The 20,574-nt window shown below is 71.9% G+C and carries 13 protein-coding genes; 7 read left to right on the top strand and 6 right to left on the bottom strand.

Going from position 1 to position 20,574, the window contains the following annotated elements; translation table 11 throughout:
• The first annotated feature begins 166 nt into the window (after positions 1-166).
• The 3 genes from ABD817_RS00205 (at position 167) to ABD817_RS00215 (ending at position 5,860) form a co-directional block, all read left to right on the top strand.
• Positions 167-1,699 carry an NAD(P)/FAD-dependent oxidoreductase gene (locus ABD817_RS00205; RefSeq protein WP_344913525.1) on the top strand — a complete coding sequence of 511 codons (1,533 nt, stop codon included), beginning with the start codon at positions 167-169 and terminating at the stop codon, positions 1,697-1,699.
• A gap of 154 nt (positions 1,700-1,853) precedes the next feature.
• Positions 1,854-4,736: a CDP-glycerol:glycerophosphate glycerophosphotransferase gene (locus ABD817_RS00210; RefSeq protein ID WP_344913528.1), complete on the top strand. Its 2,883-nt coding sequence runs from the start codon at positions 1,854-1,856 to the stop codon at positions 4,734-4,736.
• The gene (locus tag ABD817_RS00215; protein ID WP_344913531.1) at positions 4,733-5,860 is read left to right on the top strand and encodes a glycosyltransferase; all 1,128 of its coding nucleotides are present in this window, start codon (positions 4,733-4,735) and stop codon (positions 5,858-5,860) included. Before ABD817_RS00210 ends, ABD817_RS00215 begins: the two co-directional genes overlap by 4 nt.
• Positions 5,861-6,043: 183 nt before the next feature.
• Here ABD817_RS00215 and ABD817_RS00220 read toward each other — a convergent pair whose 3' ends face one another.
• The gene (locus ABD817_RS00220) at positions 6,044-7,690 is read right to left on the bottom strand and encodes a hypothetical protein (RefSeq protein ID WP_344913534.1); all 1,647 of its coding nucleotides are present in this window, start codon (positions 7,688-7,690) and stop codon (positions 6,044-6,046) included.
• Between the two features lie 260 nt (positions 7,691-7,950).
• On the opposite strand from ABD817_RS00220, the gene ABD817_RS00225 reads away from it, so the two are divergent.
• Positions 7,951-8,811, top strand: coding sequence for a polysaccharide deacetylase family protein (locus tag ABD817_RS00225; RefSeq protein ID WP_344913537.1), 861 nt, complete (start codon positions 7,951-7,953; stop codon positions 8,809-8,811).
• 23 nt (positions 8,812-8,834) lie between these two features.
• Here the strand turns inward: ABD817_RS00225 and ABD817_RS00230 are convergent, their stop codons facing one another.
• The 3 genes from ABD817_RS00230 to ABD817_RS00240 form a co-directional block, all read right to left on the bottom strand.
• Positions 8,835-10,052, bottom strand: coding sequence for an acyltransferase family protein (locus ABD817_RS00230; RefSeq protein WP_344913540.1), 1,218 nt, complete (start codon positions 10,050-10,052; stop codon positions 8,835-8,837).
• A gap of 75 nt (positions 10,053-10,127) precedes the next feature.
• Complete coding sequence (gene guaA, locus ABD817_RS00235) at positions 10,128-11,699, bottom strand: glutamine-hydrolyzing GMP synthase (protein WP_425583258.1); 1,572 nt, start codon at positions 11,697-11,699, stop codon at positions 10,128-10,130.
• Positions 11,700-11,727: 28 nt separating this feature from the next.
• A complete protein-coding gene (locus tag ABD817_RS00240) occupies positions 11,728-12,765 on the bottom strand; it encodes an SDR family NAD(P)-dependent oxidoreductase (protein ID WP_344913546.1) in 1,038 nt (345 codons plus the stop codon).
• Between the two features lie 148 nt (positions 12,766-12,913).
• Between ABD817_RS00240 and ABD817_RS00245 the strand changes: the two genes are divergently transcribed.
• Positions 12,914-13,660 carry an SDR family NAD(P)-dependent oxidoreductase gene (locus tag ABD817_RS00245; protein WP_344913549.1) on the top strand — a complete coding sequence of 249 codons (747 nt, stop codon included), beginning with the start codon at positions 12,914-12,916 and terminating at the stop codon, positions 13,658-13,660.
• A 15-nt stretch (positions 13,661-13,675) separates the two neighbouring features.
• On the opposite strand, the gene ABD817_RS00250 is transcribed toward ABD817_RS00245, so the two are convergent.
• On the bottom strand, positions 13,676-15,199 hold the full coding sequence (locus ABD817_RS00250) for a DUF885 family protein (RefSeq protein ID WP_344913552.1): 1,524 nt from the start codon (positions 15,197-15,199) through the stop codon (positions 13,676-13,678).
• Between the two features lie 590 nt (positions 15,200-15,789).
• On the opposite strand from ABD817_RS00250, the gene lanL reads away from it, so the two are divergent.
• Positions 15,790-18,798, top strand: coding sequence for a class IV lanthionine synthetase LanL (gene lanL / locus ABD817_RS00255; RefSeq protein ID WP_344913555.1), 3,009 nt, complete (start codon positions 15,790-15,792; stop codon positions 18,796-18,798).
• Positions 18,799-18,914: 116 nt separating this feature from the next.
• Here the strand turns inward: lanL and ABD817_RS00260 are convergent, their stop codons facing one another.
• Positions 18,915-19,865: an NAD(P)H-binding protein gene (locus ABD817_RS00260; protein WP_344913558.1), complete on the bottom strand. Its 951-nt coding sequence runs from the start codon at positions 19,863-19,865 to the stop codon at positions 18,915-18,917.
• Positions 19,866-19,949: 84 nt separating this feature from the next.
• On the opposite strand from ABD817_RS00260, the gene ABD817_RS00265 reads away from it, so the two are divergent.
• Positions 19,950-20,357 carry a winged helix-turn-helix transcriptional regulator gene (locus ABD817_RS00265; RefSeq protein WP_344913561.1) on the top strand — a complete coding sequence of 136 codons (408 nt, stop codon included), beginning with the start codon at positions 19,950-19,952 and terminating at the stop codon, positions 20,355-20,357.
• The last annotated feature ends 217 nt before the right edge of the window (positions 20,358-20,574 follow it).

Genomic DNA, 20,574 nt, shown 5'->3' on the forward strand with positions numbered 1-20,574 from the left:
CACGGGCCCGCGACGCGGCAACGCCTTCCCCAAGCCCAGGTCAAGGCTGGGAATGCACACGTCCTAGTAAGACGTAATGACCCTTCGGTCCCCCCTCGCCGTCCGACACGATCGTGTGACCGAGACGGGCGAGATCGCAGGAAACGGCATTCGCGGGGGGAAGCGCATGGATTCAACAGTGGTCGTGGGAGCGGGGCCCGCCGGGCTCACCGCGGCCTACGAGCTGGCCCGGCGAGGACACCCGTGTGAGATCTTCGAGGCCGACCGCGTGGTCGGCGGGATCAGCCGGACGGAGGAACGCGACGGCTGGCGCTTCGACATCGGCGGGCACCGCTTCTTCACGAAGGTGCCCCGGGTGGAGGAGTTCTGGAACGAGATCCTCGGCGAGGAGGATTTCCTGCTCCGCCCGAGGATGAGCCGCATCCACTACAGGGGCCGTTTCTACGACTACCCGCTCAGGGCGTCCAACGCCCTGCTCAACCTCGGTCTCCTCGAATCCCTGCGCTGTGTCGGCTCGTACGCCTGGGCCCGGATCAGGCCGCCCGCCGACCAGTCCACCTTCGAGGGCTGGGTCGCGGCCAGGTTCGGCCGGAGGCTCTACGGGATCTTCTTCAAGACGTACACCGAGAAGGTGTGGGGTGTTCCCGCCGCGAGCATCCAGGCCGACTGGGCCGCGCAGCGGATCAGGAACCTCTCCCTGGGAAAGGCCATCGCCGACGCGCTGCGGCCGGGCAGGAACCAGAAGGAGATCACGAGTCTCATCGAGGAGTTCCGCTACCCCAGGCTGGGGCCGGGCATGATGTGGGAGGCCTGCGCCGACCGGGTCCGCGAGCGGGGTTCCACCGTGCACCTCGGCACCCGGGTCGAGCGCGTCCGCCGCCACCACGGCCGCCTGGCCGTCACCGTCCGCTCGGACGACGACGTTCACTCGGACGACGACGCGAGCGCCGTTCGCACGGACCGCGGTGGGAGCGCCACCCGCGAGGTGCACTGTGACAATCTCATCTCCTCGATGCCGCTCAACGCCCTGATCCGCGCGTTCGGGCCGGACGTGCCCGACGTCGTCGCGGAGGCCGCCGCGGGGCTGAGGTACCGCGACTTCCTCACCGTCGCGCTGGTCGTCCCCGAGCGGTTCTCCTTCCCCGACAACTGGATCTACATCCACTCCCCCGAGGTCCGGCTCGGCCGGGTGCAGAACTACGGTTCCTGGTCGCCGTACCTGGTGCAGGCCGGACGGACCTGTCTCGGCCTGGAGTACTTCGTCAACGAGGGCGACGACCTGTGGCGCACCCCGGACGACGACCTCGTCGCGTTCGGCACCCGAGAGCTGGAACACCTGGGCCTGGTGACCCCCGGCTCGGTCCAGCGGGGCTACGTGGTGCGGATGCCGAAGGCCTACCCCGTCTACGACGCCGACTACGTCGGCAACGTCGAGGTGCTCAGGAAGTATCTCGACGTGGAGTGGCCGGAGATCCACCCGGTCGGCCGCAACGGCATGCACCGGTACAACAACCAGGACCACTCCATGCTCACCGCGATGCTGACCGTGGAGAACATCGTCGACGGAGCCCGGCACGACGTCTGGGAGATCAACGTCGACGCGGAGTACCACGAGGAGCACGCGGAGCGGAAGAGGTCCGCGACGGGCACCGGCCGTGACGCTCCCGTCCTGCTCGCCGACACACCCGCCTCGGCCTGACCCCCTCACGGACACGACCGCCTCGGCCCGAGGCCCCCCGATCGACACCAGCGATCCCATGACGCCTTGCCCGGCCTCCGCCCATCGGGGCGCGGGCCACCGCGGGTCACCGCGGGTCAAGGCTCTCCTCCCAGCCGCCCTGGAGTTGCGCATCATGACAGCACAGCGATACACGGTCCCGGACGTCAGCGTGATCGTCATCACCTACAACGACGCGGCCCGGTTACCCCGTGCCGTACGCTCCGTCCTCGGCCAGACGCTCAAGAACCTCGAAGTGATCGTCGTGGACGACTGTTCCGACGACGACACCCCCTCGGTGGCCAAGGCGCTCACCGAGGAGGACGACCGGGTCCGCTACGTACGGCTGCCCGCCAACAGCGGCGGCTGCGGCGCGCCGCGCAACGCGGGCATGGACGCCTCCCGCTCCCCCTTCCTGATGTTCCTCGACAGCGACGACGAGCTGCCCCGGCACGCCTGCAAGAGCCTGCTGCTGGAGGCGGAGGCGACCGGCGCCGACTTCGTCATGGGCACCGTGGAGCGCGTCGACGAGGCGACCGGCACCGTCACCCTCTGGTACCCCCAGCTGTTCGCGGAACGGCGGGTCGTGGACGGCATCCGCGCCGAACCCGAGCTCCTCTTCAACTGCCTGGCCACCAACAAGCTGTACCGGCGGACCTTCCTCGACGTCATCGGCATCCGCTTCCCCGAGGAGATCCACCACGAGGACATCGTCTGGTCGACGGAGCTGTTCTGCCGCAGCAAGCTGTTCGCCGTCGTACCGTGGCCGGTCTACCGCTGGCTGCTCGCCGCCACGCCCGTCACCAGGTCGATCTCGTCCCGGCGGCACGAGCTGGAGAACGTGCGCCAGCGCGTCACCGCCGCCGTCCTGAGCGACCACGTACTGGCGGGCACCCACTCCCTCGACCTCAAGGAGGACAAGGACTTCCGTTTCCTCTCCCACGACCTCCGGCTCTACCTGGGCGACCTGCCCCAGCGCGACCCGGCGTGGATCTCCGAGTTCGCCGACATCGTCATCCCGTACGTGGACACGCTCGAACCCGCCGCGATCGAGCGGCTCACCCGGGCGGAGCGGGTGTGCCTCCAGCTCGTCCGCGAGCGGCGCGGAGCGGAGGCGGCGCTCGCGGCCGTCGAGCTGGGGGGCAGGCACTCCGTCCCGCCCCGGGCGGTCACGGCGGACGGCGAGCGGGTGTTCTGGGGGACGACGCTCCCACGGGACGAGCAGGCCCGCAGCGAGCTGGACGTCACCGAGCTGCACCTGGCGGAGCAGCCGCTGTCCGGCGCGCTGCTCCGGCACGAGCTCGTCGATCTGCAGGCGTCGAGGGACCAGGTCCGGTTGCGCCTGCGGACCTACGACCCGGGCCGGGTGCTCGACGGCCGCACGCTGACCGCGTGGCTCCGCATCGGCGGCAGGAAGAGGATGATCACCTCGATCCCCGTCCAGATGGCACCCGTCGTGATCGAGACGCCGGGGGAACGGGAGGAGCAGGCCCCGAGGGGGCTCGAAGGACAGTGGGACCCGGAGGAACCGGAGATCAGGAGGATCCCTCGGATGACGGGGGCTCCCCCCGACGGGACGGGAATCCTGGAGGGGACGGTGACGATCTCCCTGCCCGACCTGGAGTGGCCGGACAGCGTCGTCAGGCCGCAGGCGGTCACGATCTCGCTCCACGAGGGCGAGCGCCGCAACCTCAGGCCCCTCCTCGCGATCCCGGGGCTGTCGTTCACCTCCGTGGGCACGGTGAACTCGGGCCGTCTGGTCCTTGAGGCGTCCGCCGACATCCCGTTCCGTCTCATGGCGCGCAGGCTCGGCACCGCGCCCAAACGGCGTTTCCCGAACGTGCCGGAACTCTGGCGGGACCTGCTGTCCGACCTCGCCACCCCCCGCAACCTGGGCCGTTTCTACCGGCTGGTCAGCACGACGGTGCCGGTGAACCGCCGCCTGGTGCTGTTCGAGTCGGCCGAGGGCACCGGCTACACCGGCAACCCGCGCTACGTCCACGAGGAACTGCAGCGGCGCGCGACCGGCCTGCGTGCGGTCTGGTCCCACGCGGACGTCCCCGAACGCTTCCCCGAGGACGTCGACCTCGTCCGGCGCGACACCTTCCGCTACGCCTGGACCCTGGCGCGCGCCGGGCACTGGGTGGACAGCCACAACCTCCCGTACTGCTACCGCAAGCGCGGCGGCACCCGCTACCTGCAGACCTGGCACGGTCAGGTGCTCAAGAAGATGGGACTGGACGAGCCCCGGCACCGGGCGCAGCCGTCCCTGGCCAAGAAGTACGCCGAGGCGGTGGCGCGCTGGGACACGCTGCTCACGCCGGGCCCCGACTTCCGCCGCGACTTCGCGGAGGCCAGCGGGTTCGAGGGCGAGCTGCTCCACGCCGGTTACCCGCGTACCGACGTGCTGGTACGGCACATGGAACCCGCGCAGCGCGAGCGGGCGCGACGGGTGAGGGAGTTCTTCGAGATCCCCGCGGGAAAGCGCGTGATCCTCTACGCGCCCACCTACCGCGACAGCAGGCGTTTCAGCGGTGACTCGATCCGGCTCGACCTGCCCGCCCTCGCCGGGGCGCTGCACCCGGACTGGGTGATCCTCGTCCGCGCCCACCAGTACGACCGCTTCGCGGTGCCCGACCCGCTCGGCTACCTCGTCCGGGACGCCTCGGCGTTCCCCGAGGTCAACGACCTCATGCTCGCCTCGGACGTCCTGGTGACGGACTATTCCTCGATCATGTTCGACTACGCCTGTCTCGGCAGGCCGATCCTCTACTACGTCGACGACTACGAGCGCTACGCCTCCTCTCAGCGAGGGGTCTGCTTCGACCTGGCCGAGGTCGCCCCCGGGCCGCTGCTGCGCGACCCCGAGGAACTGGCCGGGGCGCTGGAGCACCTCGCCGAGATCACCGAGAGCTACGGGCCGCGCTACGCGCGGTTCCGCGACCGCTGGTGCGGTCTCGACGACGGAGAGGCGAGCGGCAGGGTCGTGGACGCGTTCTTCCCGGAGGTCATGAGATGAGATCGCGTGACATCTTCTTCCTCAGCACCGACGGCGACTCGATGGGCGGGTCCCAGCGGGTCATCCACACCCTGGCCCAGGGCCTCGGCTCGCGCGGGCACCGGGTGACCCTGGTCAGCATCAGCCCCTCCCGGCAGCCGCAGACCTACGTCGCCGACCCCCTCTACCGGCACGCCACGCTGTACGACACGCCCGCCCCCGAACCCGCCGCCCGTTCGCTCCCGTGGCGCAGGGCCAGGCAGAGAAGGACCCCGGAGGAGGTCACCGCGGCCAGGCGGAAACTGCTGCGGCTGACGGACCGGGTCGACGGCGGCTACATGGTCATCGCCTCGCCCTGGGCCGCCCACTGGATCGCCGACCTGCCCATGCCGCACATCGCGAAGATCGGCCAGTACCACCAGTCGTACGCCGAGGCGGTGGACTCCCCGAACCTCAGGCTGATCAAGAAGCACTACGCGCACCTCGACAAGGCGCTGTTCCTCTGCGACGACTACGCCGCGTCCTTCACCACGCATCGGCTCGCCAACTGCGGGACCATGCTGAACCCGGTCAGCGTCTTCCCCGAGGAGGCGGCCCCGCTGCGCAACCCGCGGATCGTCTCGGCGGGACGGCTGGTCAGGGTGAAGCGGATCGACCTGCTCATCGACGCCTTCGCCGCCGCGGCCCCGGCCGTCGCCGAGCCGTGGGAGCTGCACATCATCGGCGACGGGCCGCTCCGGGCGGTCCTGGAGGCGCAGGCCGCGCAGACCGGGTTCGGCGACCGGATCGTCTTCCGCGGGCAGGTCGAGAACGTCGAGGCCGAGTACCTGGACGCCTCCATCGTCACCCTGAGCAGCGACTTCGAGGGGTGGGGGCTGGTGCTCGCCGAGGGCGCGGCCTGCGGGCTGCCCGCCGTGGCCTGCGACGCCTCGGCGGGGGTACGGACCCTGGTCGAGGACGGGGACAACGGCATGCTGGCCGAGCCGGGCGACACCGGGAGCTTCGCCGCCGCGCTGGAGCGCCTCATGTCCGACGCCGAGTTGCGCCGGAGGATGGGGGCGAGGGGCAGGGAACGGATGAGGAGGTACCGGCTGCCCCACGTCCTGGAACGGTGGGAGGCGCTGTTCGAGGAGCTCGACCGCTGACGGGCGGGCGCGCCCGGCACCGGGCCGCTCAGAACCGGGCGCGCCCGACACAGGGCCGTTCAGACCGAGCGCGCCCGGCACCGGACCGGTCAGAACCGGGCGCGCTCGGCACCGGACCGGCGGGACCATCGGGACCCGCGGGAGGTACGGGGGCGCGGGGACCGGAGCGGCTCCGAGGCTCGCTCATCGACGGGGCGACAGGGCCCCCACCTCCCGCAGGAGCAGCGGAACGAACAGGACACCGATGAAGATCGGCGACACCATGAACCGGAAGTCCGGCGCGGTGTTGGTGAGGATCACCCCGATCTGCTGCCCCGCGACCACGGCCGCCCCCGCGAGCGCCGCCCGGCTCCCCGTCCGCCACCACACGAGCGCGGCCGTGGCGTAGACGAGGTAACACCAGAAGGGCGCCCGCCAGAGCAGCCATTCGAGCTGCCCGGCCGTGCTCGCGTCCAGCGCGAACAGCCCGGCGGCCAGCAGCCCGGTGAGGATCGGCCGCTGCCGCATCGCCGAGGCCGCCGGGGTGCCCTCCCAGCCGTCGGGGAGCCGGGGATCCCCCAGGGAGAAGCGGTAGAGCTCACCGCCGGGTTCGCCCGAGGTCGAGCCGACCCGCCAGGCGAGCGCGGCGCGGCAGATCCGGGTGCTCAGGATCATGCCGGGCGCGCGGGCCAGCAGTCCCCGCCAGAGCTCCAGGACGTCGGAGATCCGCTGCTCGGCCCGCGTGTGGCCGAATTCGGGATCGAAGAAGACGCGCGCCATGGTCTGGCAGGTCGCCCCCTGCCGCCAGACGTCGAGCGGGGCGATCTCCGCCAGGAGCGCCCGCTGTTCTTGGTCGAAGAGCCGGGGCCTCTCCCCGTACGCCACGGCGAGATCGCCGAACACCGTCTGGTAGGCGAACGAGCGGGACGGTGCGGCGATGCCCATCGCCGGGTAGCCGACGCCCAGCAGGAGCAGGGGCGCCGCCACCGCCCCGGCCGCCAGCGCCGCGACCCATCGGCGGGCCCCCGGACGGCCGGACAGGAGCGCGACCAGCAGGGCGGCGGCGATCAGCGCCACGAGAAAGCCGTTGTTGCGGAAGAGCCCCAGCCCGAGCAGTTCGGCCCCGAGAGCGGCGAAGCGCGGATCCCAGGCCCACCCGCCACCCCCGCGCCCGGCCGCGTCCCGCCCCCGCCTCCGGCCCACACCCCGCGCTTTGGCCCCGTCCCGTGCCCCGGCCCCGTCCCGCGCCCTGTCCTCACCCTCCACACCCTCTACGACAGACCCGGCCGCATCCCATACCCGATCCTCACCCCCTGCGACAGCCCCGGCCACATCCCGCGCGCCGGACCGTACGCCGGACCACATGCCGGATCGGGTCGCGAGCCGCACGGCGGTGCCCGCGGCCAGTACGGCGCACACGGTGAACGGCACGTCCTTCCACATCGACACCGTGAAGGCGCCGAGCGGCGGCGACAGCGCCGCGCATCCCACCGCCACGAGCAGCGGGCGCCTCCGTCCCCCCAGTGGCCGGATCGCGCCCGCCAGATGGGCCAGCGCGGCGGCCATCGCCGCCGTCTGCAGGAGGGTGACCGCGGAGAGGCCGCCGGTCACCCTCAGGGAGAGCCCGAGCAGGGCGTCGTAGGCGACCGACTGCCCGGCCACCCAGGGGCCCGTCGTGACGTGCGCGACGTAGGTGACGGAGTCGGGGCTCATCAGCCCGGGATGGAAACCGAGCCACCAGCCGAGCAGCGCGAGCTGGGCGGTCGCGTAGCAGGCGAGCGTGAACCGCCGGTCGCGGGCCGCCGCCCTACGGATCGCCCTCCGCCCCTTCTCAACCGGTTTCGGGCTCACCGTACTGATCGTCATGGTTTTCCCAGCGTGCTCCGGCGGGGGGCCGATGCCATCATCGGGCACGCCCGGGGCACGCCCGGCCCGTTATACACACCCATGACCTGGGAAAACGTCAAGTTTGCGCTGGGCGATGCGCCGAGGCCCGGTCACGGGAGAGCGCGCCTTTCACAGGACATCGTGACGCTTCAGCCCCAGAAGGCATCAGGCACCTCGATAGGATGCCCACTCGACCGACGTCGATTTGACCCGGAGCTCCCCTCATGAAGTCTCCTGTCCGAATGCTGCTGGCCACATCCTGTGCGCTGGCCATGATTTCCGTTCCGACCACCGCGTGGAGTGCGGACCAGCCCAAGACGACGGCCACCGCGGCGGGCAAGGCCAAGCCCGCCCCCAAGGCCACGCCCACCCCCACCCCGAAGCCCGTGCCCGTGGACTGCGCGAAGGTGAAGTGCATCGCGCTCACCTTCGACGACGGCCCCGGAAAGTACGCGGACAAGCTGCTCGACACCTTCAAGAAGTACAAGTCCAAGGCGACGTTCTTCCTTGAGGGCCAGTACGTGAAGTCCCGCCCCGCGTTCGCCAAGCGGATGGTCACCGAAGGCCATGACATCGGTAACCACAGCTACAGCCACCCGCACCTGCGGGAACTGTCGGAAGACAAGATCCGCGAGGAACTGACCAAGACCCAGGACATCGTCAAGAAGTCCACCGGGAAGTACCCGACGACGATCCGCCCGCCCTACGGCGAGCTCGACGGGCGGGTTTCGGCGATCGCCGCCGAGATGGGCATGCCGATCGTCCTGTGGAACGGCGGTTCACGGGACTGGGCGACCAAGAACGAGAAGGCCATCTACGACGAGGTGCTCAAGAACGCCAAGCGTGAGGGGATCATCCTCATGCACGACTGGGTGGAGCAGACCGTCACGGTGATGCCGAAGCTGCTGACCGCGCTGCAGAAGCAGGGCTACCACATGGTGGCGGTCTCCTCGCTGCGCGGCGCCAAGGACACCAAGGCCGGAGACGTCTACCCCGTCGGCTCCGAGAAGGACGAGGACCTGCCCTCCGAGTCGCCCACCGGCGACCCGGACGACTTCGCCCAGTCGCCCTCGGACGGTCTCTGAACCGACCCCTCACCGTGCGTGGGTCACCGTGGGGAGGCGACCTCGCTGGTGGACGGCCTCCGGGCCAGCCGCCTGCCCAGCCGCTGCATGGGAAGCTCCACGTAGCGGTGGGTGAGCAGGCTCAGGCCGAGCACCACCAGCACGAACGCCGCCGACAGTGACAGCTGCACCACCTGCCCCGCGTCCCGTACGTCACCGACAACGGCGTGCGTGAGCCGCAGCAGCGGGTGGTGCAGCAGGTAGATCGAGTAACTGACCAGGCCCAGCCAGACGAGGAAGCGGGGCAGCCGTCGCTCGCGCAGGGCCATCGCGCCCGCGAACGTCACCCCGGCCAGCGCCATGGTCGCGAACCACGGCCCTGGCCGCACCCACCACCAGCCCGCCTGCCCGGACCAGACCGGGGCCAGCGCGACGAGCACGGTCGCCGCCGCCACGGGCCAGAGCCCGCCCGCGCCCTGCTCCCAGCGGCGGATCGCGGTCCCGGCGAACATCACCGCGAGGATCGCCGCCCCCAGCCACGGCACGAACCCCGAGAAGATCAGCAGCACCAGCGCCATCGCGCCGAGGACGTACGCGGCGGCCTTCTGGAACCGGCCGCTGATCAGGCACGCCAGGCCCGCGAAGAACACCACGCCGGACACGTACGCGGGCCAGGGCCCCTTCAGCAGCGGCGCCGTCAGCAGCAACCCCGCCACGACCGCGACGGCGCCGAAGCCCACCGCGAAGGCCCCGCTCGCGCGGTGCACCCCGCCGACGAACAGCGCGGTGACGACCAGGTAGAAGACCATCTCGTAGGAGAGCGTCCACATGGTGTCGGCCAGGCCGCCCAGGTGCACCACGTCCAGCAGCATCGTGGCGTGCGCGGACACCGACGACAGGTCCCTGGGCACCTGCTCGCGGACGGGCATCCAGATCGCCATCACCAGGACGGCCGCCGCGACCAGCAGGTAGATCGGGTAGAGCCGGAACACCCGGCTGATCCAGAACGCCCTGACGTCGCCGCGCCGCTCCAGCGAGACCGGGATGATGTAGCCGCTGACCAGGAAGAACACCAGGACGCCGTACATCCCGAGGTTGAACCAGTACGGTCTCAGCGCGGGCATGAACCAGGGCAGCAGGTGCTCCAGCAACACGGCGACCGCGCCGATGCCGCGCAACGCGTCGAGCCACGCCAGGCGGGCGACGGGGGTCTTGGGGGAGTCTGCGCCGCCGGGGGTGCCGATGGGGGTGGTGGAGGACACCCGCCCCAACTTACCTCCCGGCACCTCGCGAAACGGCGCCAACCGCCGGGGAGGCCCGCTCCCCGGCATCCGCGCCTACTCCCACTCGATGGTGCCCGGGGGCTTGCTGGTCACGTCGAGCACCACCCTGTTGACCTCGCGGACCTCGTTGGTGATGCGGGTGGAGATGCGGGCGAGCACGTCGTACGGGACACGCGACCAGTCGGCGGTCATCGCGTCCTCGCTGGAGACCGGGCGCAGCACGACCGGGTGGCCGTAGGTGCGGCCGTCGCCCTGGACGCCCACCGAGCGGACGTCGGCGAGCAGGACGACCGGGCACTGCCAGATCTCCCGGTCGAGACCGGCGCGGGAGAGCTCCTCGCGGGCGATGGCGTCGGCCTCGCGGAGGATCTCCAGGCGCTCGCGGCTCACCGCGCCGACGATGCGGATGCCCAGCCCCGGACCGGGGAACGGCTGGCGCCAGACCATGGCGGCGGGCAGGCCCAGCTCCTCCCCCGCCCGGCGCACCTCGTCCTTGAACAGCGCGCGGAGCGGCTCCACCAGCGAGAACTGGAGATCGTCGGGGAGGCCGCCGACGTTGTGGTGGGACTTGATGTTGGCGGTGCCGGTGCCGCCGCCGGACTCGACCACGTCCGGGTAGAGGGTGCCCTGGACGAGGAAGTCGACGGGGCCGTCGGCGATGATGGCGCGCTGCTCGTCCTCGAAGACCCTGATGAACTCGCGGCCGATGATCTTGCGCTTCTCCTCGGGGTCGGTGACCCCGTCGAGCGCCTTCAGGAAGCGCTCCTGGGCGTCGACCACGCGGAGCTTGACGCCGGTGACGGCCACGAAGTCGCGCTCGACCTGCTCGGCCTCGCCCTTGCGCAGCAGCCCGTGATCGACGAAGACGCAGGTCAGCCGGTCACCGATGGCCCGCTGGACCATGGCCGCGGCCACCGCGGAGTCGACGCCGCCGGACAGGCCGCAGATGGCGCGGCCCTCGGGGCCGATCTGGGCGCGGACCGCCTCGACCGCGTCCTCGACGATGTTGAGCATCGTCCAGGAGGGGCGGCAGCCCGCGGCGTCGAGGAAGTGCTTCAGCACGGCCTGGCCGTGCTCGGAGTGCAGGACCTCGGGGTGGAACTGGACGCCGTACAGGCCCAGCTCGGGGTGCTCGAAGGCGGCGACGGGCGTCTGGGCGGTCGCGGCGGTGACGGTGAAGCCCTCGGGGGCGGCGGAGACGCTGTCGCCGTGGGACATCCAGACCGACTGCTCGGCGGGCAGCCCCGCGAAGAGCACGCCCTGCCGCTCGACGGCGAGGTGGGTGCCGCCGTACTCGGCGGTGCCGGTCCTGGCCACCTCCCCGCCGAGCTCCTGGGCCATGATCTGGAAGCCGTAGCAGATGCCGAAGGTCGGCACACCGGTCTGGAACAGGCCCGCGGGGGCGGCGGGGGCGCCCTCGGCGTACACCGACGAGGGACCGCCGGACAGGATGATCGCCTTGGGCCTCTTCGCCATCATCTCCTCGACCGGCATCGTCGAGGGGACGATCTCGGAGTAGACGTGGCATTCACGCACCCTTCGCGCGATCAGCTGCGCGTACTGCGCGCCGAAGTCGACGACCAGGACCGTGTCGAACTCAGACACCAAGACCCCCAAAAGGAACAGAGCGGTGGGCCCAGTCTATCGGCGCCCGTCAGCGCGCCCGCTCGTAGTCGGGGAACGAGGGCAGCGCCCCCGAGATCAGGGCCTCGGTCTGCTCGCGCAGGGCCTCCGCGTGGCCGGGGTGGGTGAGGACCAGGAAACGCTCCTCGCGGATCGCGGCCACCGCCGCGAGCGCCACCTCCGCCGGATCGACACCCCCCTCCACCAGACCGTCGATGATCGCGGCGGAGACCTCCTCGTCCTCGGTACGCTCGGCGGCCACGAGGTTCTCCGGCCGGTGGCGGCCGGAGTGGTTGAGGTCGGTACGCACCCCGCCGGGGCACAGCGCGGTCACGCGGAGTTTGGAACCGGCCGTCGCGAGGTCCTGGGCGAGGGCCTGCGAGGCGGCGAGCGCGGCGTACTTCGAGATCGAATAGGGGCCGAAGTACGGGATGGCGAACAGTCCCGCGGCCGAGACGGTGTTGACGATGTGCCCTTCGGTGTCCTGCTCGATCATGCGGGGCACGAAGGCCCGGATCCCGTGGAGCATGCCCCACAGGTTCGCCCCGAGCGGCCAGGCGAAGTCCTCCGGCTCCCGCGTCCACATCCGGCCGCCCTGGAAGACTCCCGCGTTGTTGCACAGCACGTGGACCGCGCCCAGCTCGCCGAACGTGCGGTCGGCGAGGTGCTCGACGGCCACCGGGTCGGAGACGTCGGTGATCTCGGTGAGGACCTTGCCCCCGAAACCCCCGGGACCCTCGGAACCCCCGGGACCCTCGGGACCCTCGGGACCTCCGACGCCCCCGGAATTCCCAGCGCCTCCGAGACCACCGGAAGCCGCGACGCCCCCGAGACCTCCGGGTCCCCCGGAAACCCCGGTGCCCCCGGCGCCCCCGGGGATCCCGCCCTCCCCCGCGTCTCCCCTCGCCGCGTTCTTCTCCACCAGCGAGGCGGTCTCCGCGAGACCTCCCGGGTCGAGGTCGGCGAGCATGAGGGACATCCCCTCGGCGGCCAGGCTCAGTGCGAGCGCCCTCCCGATCCCGCTGCCCGCTCCCGTGACGACCGCTACCCTGCCCGACAGTTCACGCATGGCGCTCCCTCCAGCCCGATGGTTCACGCGTCGTGGTACCTCGGGACCGGCGGTTCACACATCGCACCGCTCCGCTTCGTGCCGTACCTAGCGACCGATTGGGCGCAAAGCTAACGTGAAGCCCATCACGAGTCGAGGAGGTAACCCGATGGCCGGTACCGGAGTCGTCGTCACCGGTGGGGCGTCGGGGATCGGGCGGGCCTGCGCGCTGGCGCTCGCCGAGGCGGGGCGCCCGGTCGCGATCTGGGACCTGAACGAGGCGGGCGCCAAGGAGACCGCGTCGTTCGCCGCGATGAAAGGCGTCAGCGCGGTCGCCGTCCCCGTCGACGTCACAGACTCCCCGGCCTTCCCCGCCGCGATCGCCGCCAGCCGCGACGCCCTCCCCTCGATCGGCGGCCTCGTGCACGCGGCCGGGATCGCGGCCCCCACGGCCGTCGGCGACCTGACCGAGGCGTCGTGGGACGCGGTGCTCAACGTCAACCTGCGCGCCCACGCCCTGCTGGTCAAGGCCCTGCTGGAGGACCTGCGCCGTCAGGAGGGCTCCGCGGTCGTCGGCATCTCCTCGATCGAGGGCCTGGTCGGACAGGCCTTCATCCCCGCCTACTGCTCGTCCAAGGCGGGGATGCTCGGCCTGACCCGCTCCATGGCCCACGAGCTGACGCCGATCCGGGTCAACGCCGTCTGCCCCGGCTACGTCGACACCCCGATGCTCACCGCCGCCACGGGCGGCGACCCGCGCTATCTGGAGTCCTTCACCCAGAGGTCGCTCTTCCGCCGCCTCGGCCGCCCCGCCGAGGTCGCGGCGGCCGTACGGTTCCTGCTGAGCGACGAGGCGTCCTTCATCACCGGCACCCACCTGGTCGTCGACGGCGGCGCCACGGCCGTCGACCGCTGACCCCGCGCCGACCGGTCACGTATCGGTGAGGGCGTGGCCGAGGAGGCCGAGGGGCGGGGAGCCGAGGTCGAGCATGGCGGTGTGGAAGCGGTTGAGGCCGAAGCCCGCCCCCCATTCGGCCCTGGCGCGGTCGCGGAGGTCGAGGATCTCCAGCTTGCCCCAGGTGTAGCGGCCGTAGGTGGGGTCGAAGGTGGCCCGCGCCGCCTCCGCCAGGGCCGCGGGACCGGCGAGGTGGGTGTCGGCGGCGAAGCGGCGGGCGCCTTCCTCGACGGTCATCGCGCCGGAGTGCACGCCGATCGCGCAGGCCAGCCGGGTCACCCTGATGAGCGCCTCCAGCCACACGCCGATCTCGAAGCGCGGGTCGTCGGGGGCGAAGCCCTCCTCGACGCAGAGTTCCTCCGCGTAGTGGGCCCAGCCCTCCGCGAAGGCGAGCGACATCAGCGTCCGCCGCACGTCGGAGGAGGCGTGGCGCAGCGCGCGGCCGTGGGAGAAGTGGCCGGGGGCGACCTCGTGCACGTTGATCGCGGGAAGCGTGGTCTCGCTGAAGACCTCCAGCCACTCCTCGATGTCGCGTTCGGGCCACGAGGGGTCGGGCGGGGTGACGTGGTACCAGGAAGGACCGTCGGGCTCACCGGGCGCCGCCCAGCTCAGCATGGCCATGCCCCACCGGCGCGACTCGGGCGCGATGCCGACCAGGCACTCCCCGTCGTGGTAGGGCACCAGGTCCTTCTCCCTGGTGAAGGCGATCGCCCTCTCGGTGCCGATCCTGGCCGCCTCGATCACGCCGTCGGGGTCGGGGTGCTGCCTGACGAGCTCGCGCGCGACCTCCAGCGGCGGCCGTCCGGCGAATCCCAGCGCCGCGCACGACTCCGCCAGCCGGGCCATCAGGCGGTCGCGCTCGGCGTCGGCGCGCTCGGCGAGCCGTCCCAGGTCGACCGGGAGGCCCTCACCGGCGCTCATGAGCCTGGCGAGACCTCCGGCGCCGAGGGAGGCGTCCGGGTCGCCGCCGTGCGCGGCCTTCTCGATGTGCTCCACCAGCCGGGCGTGGGACCTGAACGCCGCCTCGCGCACGCTCTCCTCGGCGTCCCCGGGCACCCCGGCGGCCAGGCCGCGCACCGGCCCGAGCAGGGCGGTCGCGACGGGGGCGCTGAGCAGGTCGAGCGAGGCGATCGCGCCGTCCACCGCCTCGGGCCAGCGGGCCAGGTGCGCGAGCTTGGCGGCGTTCCGCTCGGCCTCGGGGGCGTACTCGCGGTCGTAGGCGGCCAGGTCGAGGTTGCCCAGGTGCTCCAGGGGGTTGCGGCGGTGCAGTTCCAGCTCGCCGAACTGTACCCGCGCGGCCTCCTCGAAGATCTGCAGGTGCGCCGCGTCGTACGGGTCGCCGGGCAGCGGTCCCCGGCCCAGCGCGGCCAGCCCGGCGCGCACCCCCTCCGGCGACAGGTCCTGGATCAGGCCGTCGTACTCGTGCCGCCCGGCCATTTCCCGGACGCCGGAGACGGCGAGGTCGCACACCGCGCGAAGGCGGCCGTCAAGTTCGGTCATGAACGCGACGCTATATCAGGACAGGTCTTCCCAGGTCGGGAACGACACCCGCGCATTCGGGACGGGCCCGGGAAGCTCGCCAATCGACTCACTTCGGACGTTCCCGGGATACCCCGTTGATGCAACGTCACGGCGGACCGGAATTAACATATGGGAATATGAAATAAGCGCATTAAATGTACGGCAGACCACTCTCGCCGGGCGAGAAGTGTGTACTTTTACGTGGCGCATCCCATATCCCGCGTGTTTTCGTATTGCCCAGCGCCGACAGGCGGAAAAGAACGCGGCGGCCTCGCCGATCCCACATATGCGCGACCACCACGACGCCGTCCCGGTGACACGGGGCGGTGGCCACACCCCGTCTTGGTAACGCGGAGCGGTGGCCGCACCCCCGGCGGAACCCACGCCATCGGCGCGGCCCCCGGACGCGAAAACCTCGCGCGTTTCTCGCGTCCCTCCTACCCGCGTGACATGGATTCCCGATTAACCCGAACTTCCCGCATAACCCAAACTTCCCGCGTGACCTGAACTTCTCGTGTGACGTACTTCCCGTGTGACGTCGAACCGTGACAGCCGAAGGATGACCTCCCGTGCAAAGCCCACCGGGCGACAGCGCCCTCCTGCGTGACATCGCGATCGCCGAGATCGGACGGGTCCCGGCCCGCGACTGGTCGGTCACCGACGGGGAATTCTGGTGCCTGGTCGTTCCCGGCGGACACGCGATGCCCGCGCAGGGCTGGAAACTCCATGTCTCCGCGACGATGCTCTCCGCTCCGATCGTGCTTTCGCGGGTCGTACGAGTGCTGGCCGCCGAGGGGTGCGCCTTCAAGTTCCCCGCGCGGCTGGGTGACTACTGGGAGCTCCTCTCCCCCCACTGCGCCCGCGCCCAGGCCGGGAAGTTCGTCACCGCCTACCCGGCGGGCAGCGCCGAGGCGGCCCGGCTGGCGCCGCTGCTCGACCAGGCCACCCGGGGGCTTCCCGGTCCGGCGATCCTGTCGGACCACCCCTACCGGCCCGGCGGGATCGTCCACTACCGCTACGGGGCCTTCGGCGGGCACCGGGTGCTCGGCAACGACGGTTTCTACGAGATCCGGATCCGCACGCCGGAAGGGACGACGATCCGCGACGAGCGGCTGCCACGCTTCTCCCCACCCTCCTTCGCCACCTCGCCCTTCACCACCCCCGGCGCCTCGGGAGCGACGGACCGCGTCTCCGGGGTCTCCGGGACACCGGAGCGGCGGCCCGCCGTGATGCTGAACGGTCGTTTCGTGGTCCGCGAGGCGGTGCGACACGCCAACAGGGGCGGCGTGTACATCGCGGAGGACACCGAGAGCGGCGCCGAAGTCGTGATCAAGGAGGGCAGGCCGCACGCCTCGTCCGATCTCGGGGGCCGGGACGCGCGCGACCGGCTGGCGGCGGAGAGGTCCCGGCTGGAGGCCCTGGCGTCCAGCGGGGTCGTCCCGGCCGTGGTCGACTTCTTCGAGCAGGGCGGCCACGCGTTCCTCGTCGAGGAGCGCGTGCCGGGGACGACGCTGCGACGCTGGTCCGAGGGGAACGCCGGGCCCCTCGGACGCGACGGCTTCGGGAACGGTGCCGCCGAGGTCCGGCCGATCCTGCGGCGTCTCGTCGACGCGCTGCGGGCCGTCCACGACCTCGGCCACGTCTTCCGCGACCTCTCGCCGGACAACGTGATGCTCCTGCCCGGCGGTGACCTGCGACTCGTCGACCTGGAGTACGCGACGGTGCCGGGCGCCATCGTCATGATCGGCGGAACCCCCGGCTACCTGGCCCCGGAGCTGGTGCCGCACACCGGCGAACTCCGGGCGGCGCCGGGAGAGACGGCCGACCTGTTCGGCCTCGGCGGGCTGGCGTACTTCCTCGCGACCGGCTCCGGGCTGGAGCTCCCCGAGGACGGCACGACGGGCCCGGCCCGCGGTCGGCGCCTCCTCGACCACGTCGCCGCGGTGTCCGGGGCCAACCCCACCCTCGCCCTCCTCCGCCCCTTGGTGGAGGGACTGGTCACCGAACCGGAGGAGCGCTGGTCACTGAACCGCTGCGCGAGGTATCTGGACACGCTCGCCCCGGCCCCCGCCACCGACCTCGTGACGGCGCGGGGGACGGGCAGGGCGGGCGGCCTCGGCGGTCCCGTCCTCTCGGGGATACGGGCGGACGGGGTACGACGGGCGGACCTCCTGGTGGCGGACGGGCTCGCGCGGCTGGTGGGGACCATGGACACCCGGCAGGACAGCCCGTCGCCATGGCCCAACGCGGTCGGCGGGGCCGGCGGGGCCGAGGCGGACCCGTGCTCGGTGAACGGGGGCGTACCGGGCATCCTGGCCGTCCTGACGCTCGACTCCCGCGCGATCACCACGGGCAGCGCGGTCACCGGCAACACCGTCACAGGCAACACCGTCACGAGCGACACCATCACAGGCAGCACCATCACAGATAGCACCGCCGCAGGCAGCACCGCCACGGGCGACACCTTCATAGACGACACAGCGGACGCGAGAGGCGCGGCGGAGGTCGCGGCCGGGTGGCTCCGCCGACGTCTCTCCGACGAGGACGTCTGGCCCCCCGGCCTGTACTTCGGGCGCTCGGGAGCCGTCTGGGCCCTCTACGAGGCGGCGGAGGCCGCGGGTGACGACGAGACGAGGGAGTTCGCACTGCGAGCGGCGGCCCGGCTTCCGGTGGACCACCCGAGCCCCGACGTGACGCACGGGCTGGCCGGGTCCGGCATGACGGTGCTGCGCCTCGCCCTGCGTTCGGGCGACCCCGTCCTCAGGAAGCGGGCCGTGGAGACGTTCGAGAACCTGCACGGCGCGCGGTCCTACCGGATGGGGCACCCTCGGTGGCCGACGCCGGAGTCGTTCGACTCCGGTCTCGCGGGCGCCGACCACCTCGGCTTCGCGCACGGGATCGCCGGGGTCGGCACGGCGCTGCTCTACGCCGCCGTCACCCTCGGCCGCCCGGAGTGGATGGCGACCGTGCGCGAGGTCGCCCGCGCCCTGTACGAGCACGCCGACGTCGACGGCGACACCGCCTGGTGGCCCACCCTCGCGGGGGATCCTCGGACGGTCCTGCCGCGTCGGCCGCACTGGTGCAGCGGCTCGTCGGGGATCGGCTCGTTCCTCGTCCGCTACTGGCGCGCCACCGGCGACCCGGACGCCCTTCGGCTCGCCGGTCAGGCGGCGGTCGCGGTGCACAGGACCCGCTGGCAGTCGGGGGCGGTGCCGTGCCACGGCCTGCCGGGCGACGGCGAGTTCCTCCTCGACATGGCCGGGTTCACGGCCGACGAGCGGTATCTGCGCTGGGCCGGGGACCTGGCCGGATGCCTGGAGGCCAGAGCCGTGACCCGCTCCGGCAGGCTGCTCGTGCCGGACCCCTTCTCGAAGGTCGTCCCGACGTTCCTCGGCGGTACGGCCGGGATCGTCGCCTTCCTCCTCCGGCTGCGCCACCGGCACGCGCGGCCGTGGATGCTCGACGACGTCGTGGGGGACGCCTGGCGTCCTCCCGTCCCAGGCTCGCCGCCCGCTCCGGGGCGGCGGAAGGAGAAGCGGTCCGCGCTCGGCGCGGCCACGAGATCGGCGAGGGGGTGAAATCGATGTCGTTCGACGTTCAGGACCTTCAGGGTCTGGAGGAGCGTGAGCCGGCCTCCAGCGAGGCGGGCCGCCTCACGAACTGCCGTATCCACATGTTCTGCACCGACAACTGATCACACGGGTCCCCTGCCCTCTCCGCGGCCGGGCAGGGGACCCTCGGCCGCCACGCGTCCTAGCTCCGCGACGATGACCTCCAGGGCGGACCGGGGAGCCCTGCCGAGCAGGTCGCGCAGGTCGCCGTCCGTCGCGTCCATGAACCCGTTCGCGATCGAGGAGTAGGTGCTCACCAGCATCGGGACCTGGAAGGGCGCCAGGCCGAGGGCGGTGAACGCCTCGCGGGCCCCGGCGAGGGTGCCGGGCTCGTACGAGACTGCGCCTCTGCTCACCGCGGTCACCGCGGTCACTTCGGCGGGCGGGGTGCCGGGTTCGTACGAGACAGTGCCTCCCGTGGCCCCGCTGAAAGCCTCGGCCAGCTCCGCGCCGCCGACCGCCTCCTCCCCGACCAGTTCGTAGGTCCGGCCCGCGTGCGCGGAGGCCCCGGTCGTGACCAGGGCGGCCACGTCGGCCAGGTCCTCGCGGGCCACCGCGGCCAGCCGTCCGGAGCCCAGCGGCGCGGTGATCCTGCCGTCCACGACGGGCGCGAGCGTCGCCAGCAGCTCGGCGTAGAGGCCGTTGCGCAGGATCGTCCAGCTCGCGGCCCCCTCGCGGAGCCTGCGTTCGGTCCAGCGGTGGGCGAGCGCGTAGGCCAGGTGGTCTCCGGCGGCGCTGAGGCTGGTGTAGACGATGTGCGAGACCCCGGCCTTCTCCGCCGCGTCGATCGCCGCGCCGTGCCTGGCGATCACCACGTCGTCCTCGCCATAACCCGCGGAGATCAGCAGGAGCGTGTCCGCCCCGGTGAAGCCCTCCTCCAGCGAGGCGGGATCCTCGAAGTCGATCAGGCGGGCCGGTGTCCCGGCGGGGACCGCCTCCGGGGCGCGGCTCCCGGCCACCACGTCGTCCCGCCCGGCCAGCCGCGCGGTGACGAGCCGCCCCAGCGCGCCCGTCGCCCCCGTCACCAAAATCATGGAATCTCCCCAGAGTGAGTGGTTCTCTTCGGTAACCGGGTCCATCATCGACAACCAGGACGCGTGACATAAGGAGGCACTTCGATGTCAGTGGGGCACACCGCGGTAACCACGGAGCCGGTCGTCTCCTGCGGGGGTGAGGACTGCGGCATCCGCGAGGTCCTCGACCGGATCGGCGACAAGTGGTCGGTGCTGGTGGTCGTGGAACTGGCCCAGGGGGTGCGCCGGTTCCGCGAGCTCCAGCGGGCCGTGCCCGGCATCTCGCAGCGGATGCTCACCCTGACCGTGCGCCGCCTGGAGCGCGACGGCCTGATCTCCAGGACCGTCCACGCCGTCGTCCCGCCGCAGGTCGACTACGAACTGACCCCGACCGGGCACAGCCTCACCCACCTGGTACGGGCCCTCGCCGACTGGTCGGCCGAGCACCGCGACGGCATCGCCGAGTCGCGCCGCCGCTGGGACGCCGCCCACCCCGACTCCGGGATCCACTGAGGCCCGCCGAAAACCGTCCCGGACTCCCCGGAAACCGGCCACCGCGCACCGGCCACACCGTCCAGCGAGGAACCGGCCACGGGGGTCCGGCCCTCCGGACGTGGGTTTCCCCCGCCACCGGCCACACCATCCGACGAGAAACCGGCCACGGCGAACCCGACTCCCCGGACGCGGGTTCACCCCGCCACCGGCCCCCGGACCTGGTCCACCTGGTCCA

This window comes from Streptosporangium oxazolinicum (assembly GCF_039537505.1).
GTDB classification, from domain to species: Bacteria; Actinomycetota; Actinomycetes; order Streptosporangiales; family Streptosporangiaceae; genus Streptosporangium; species Streptosporangium oxazolinicum.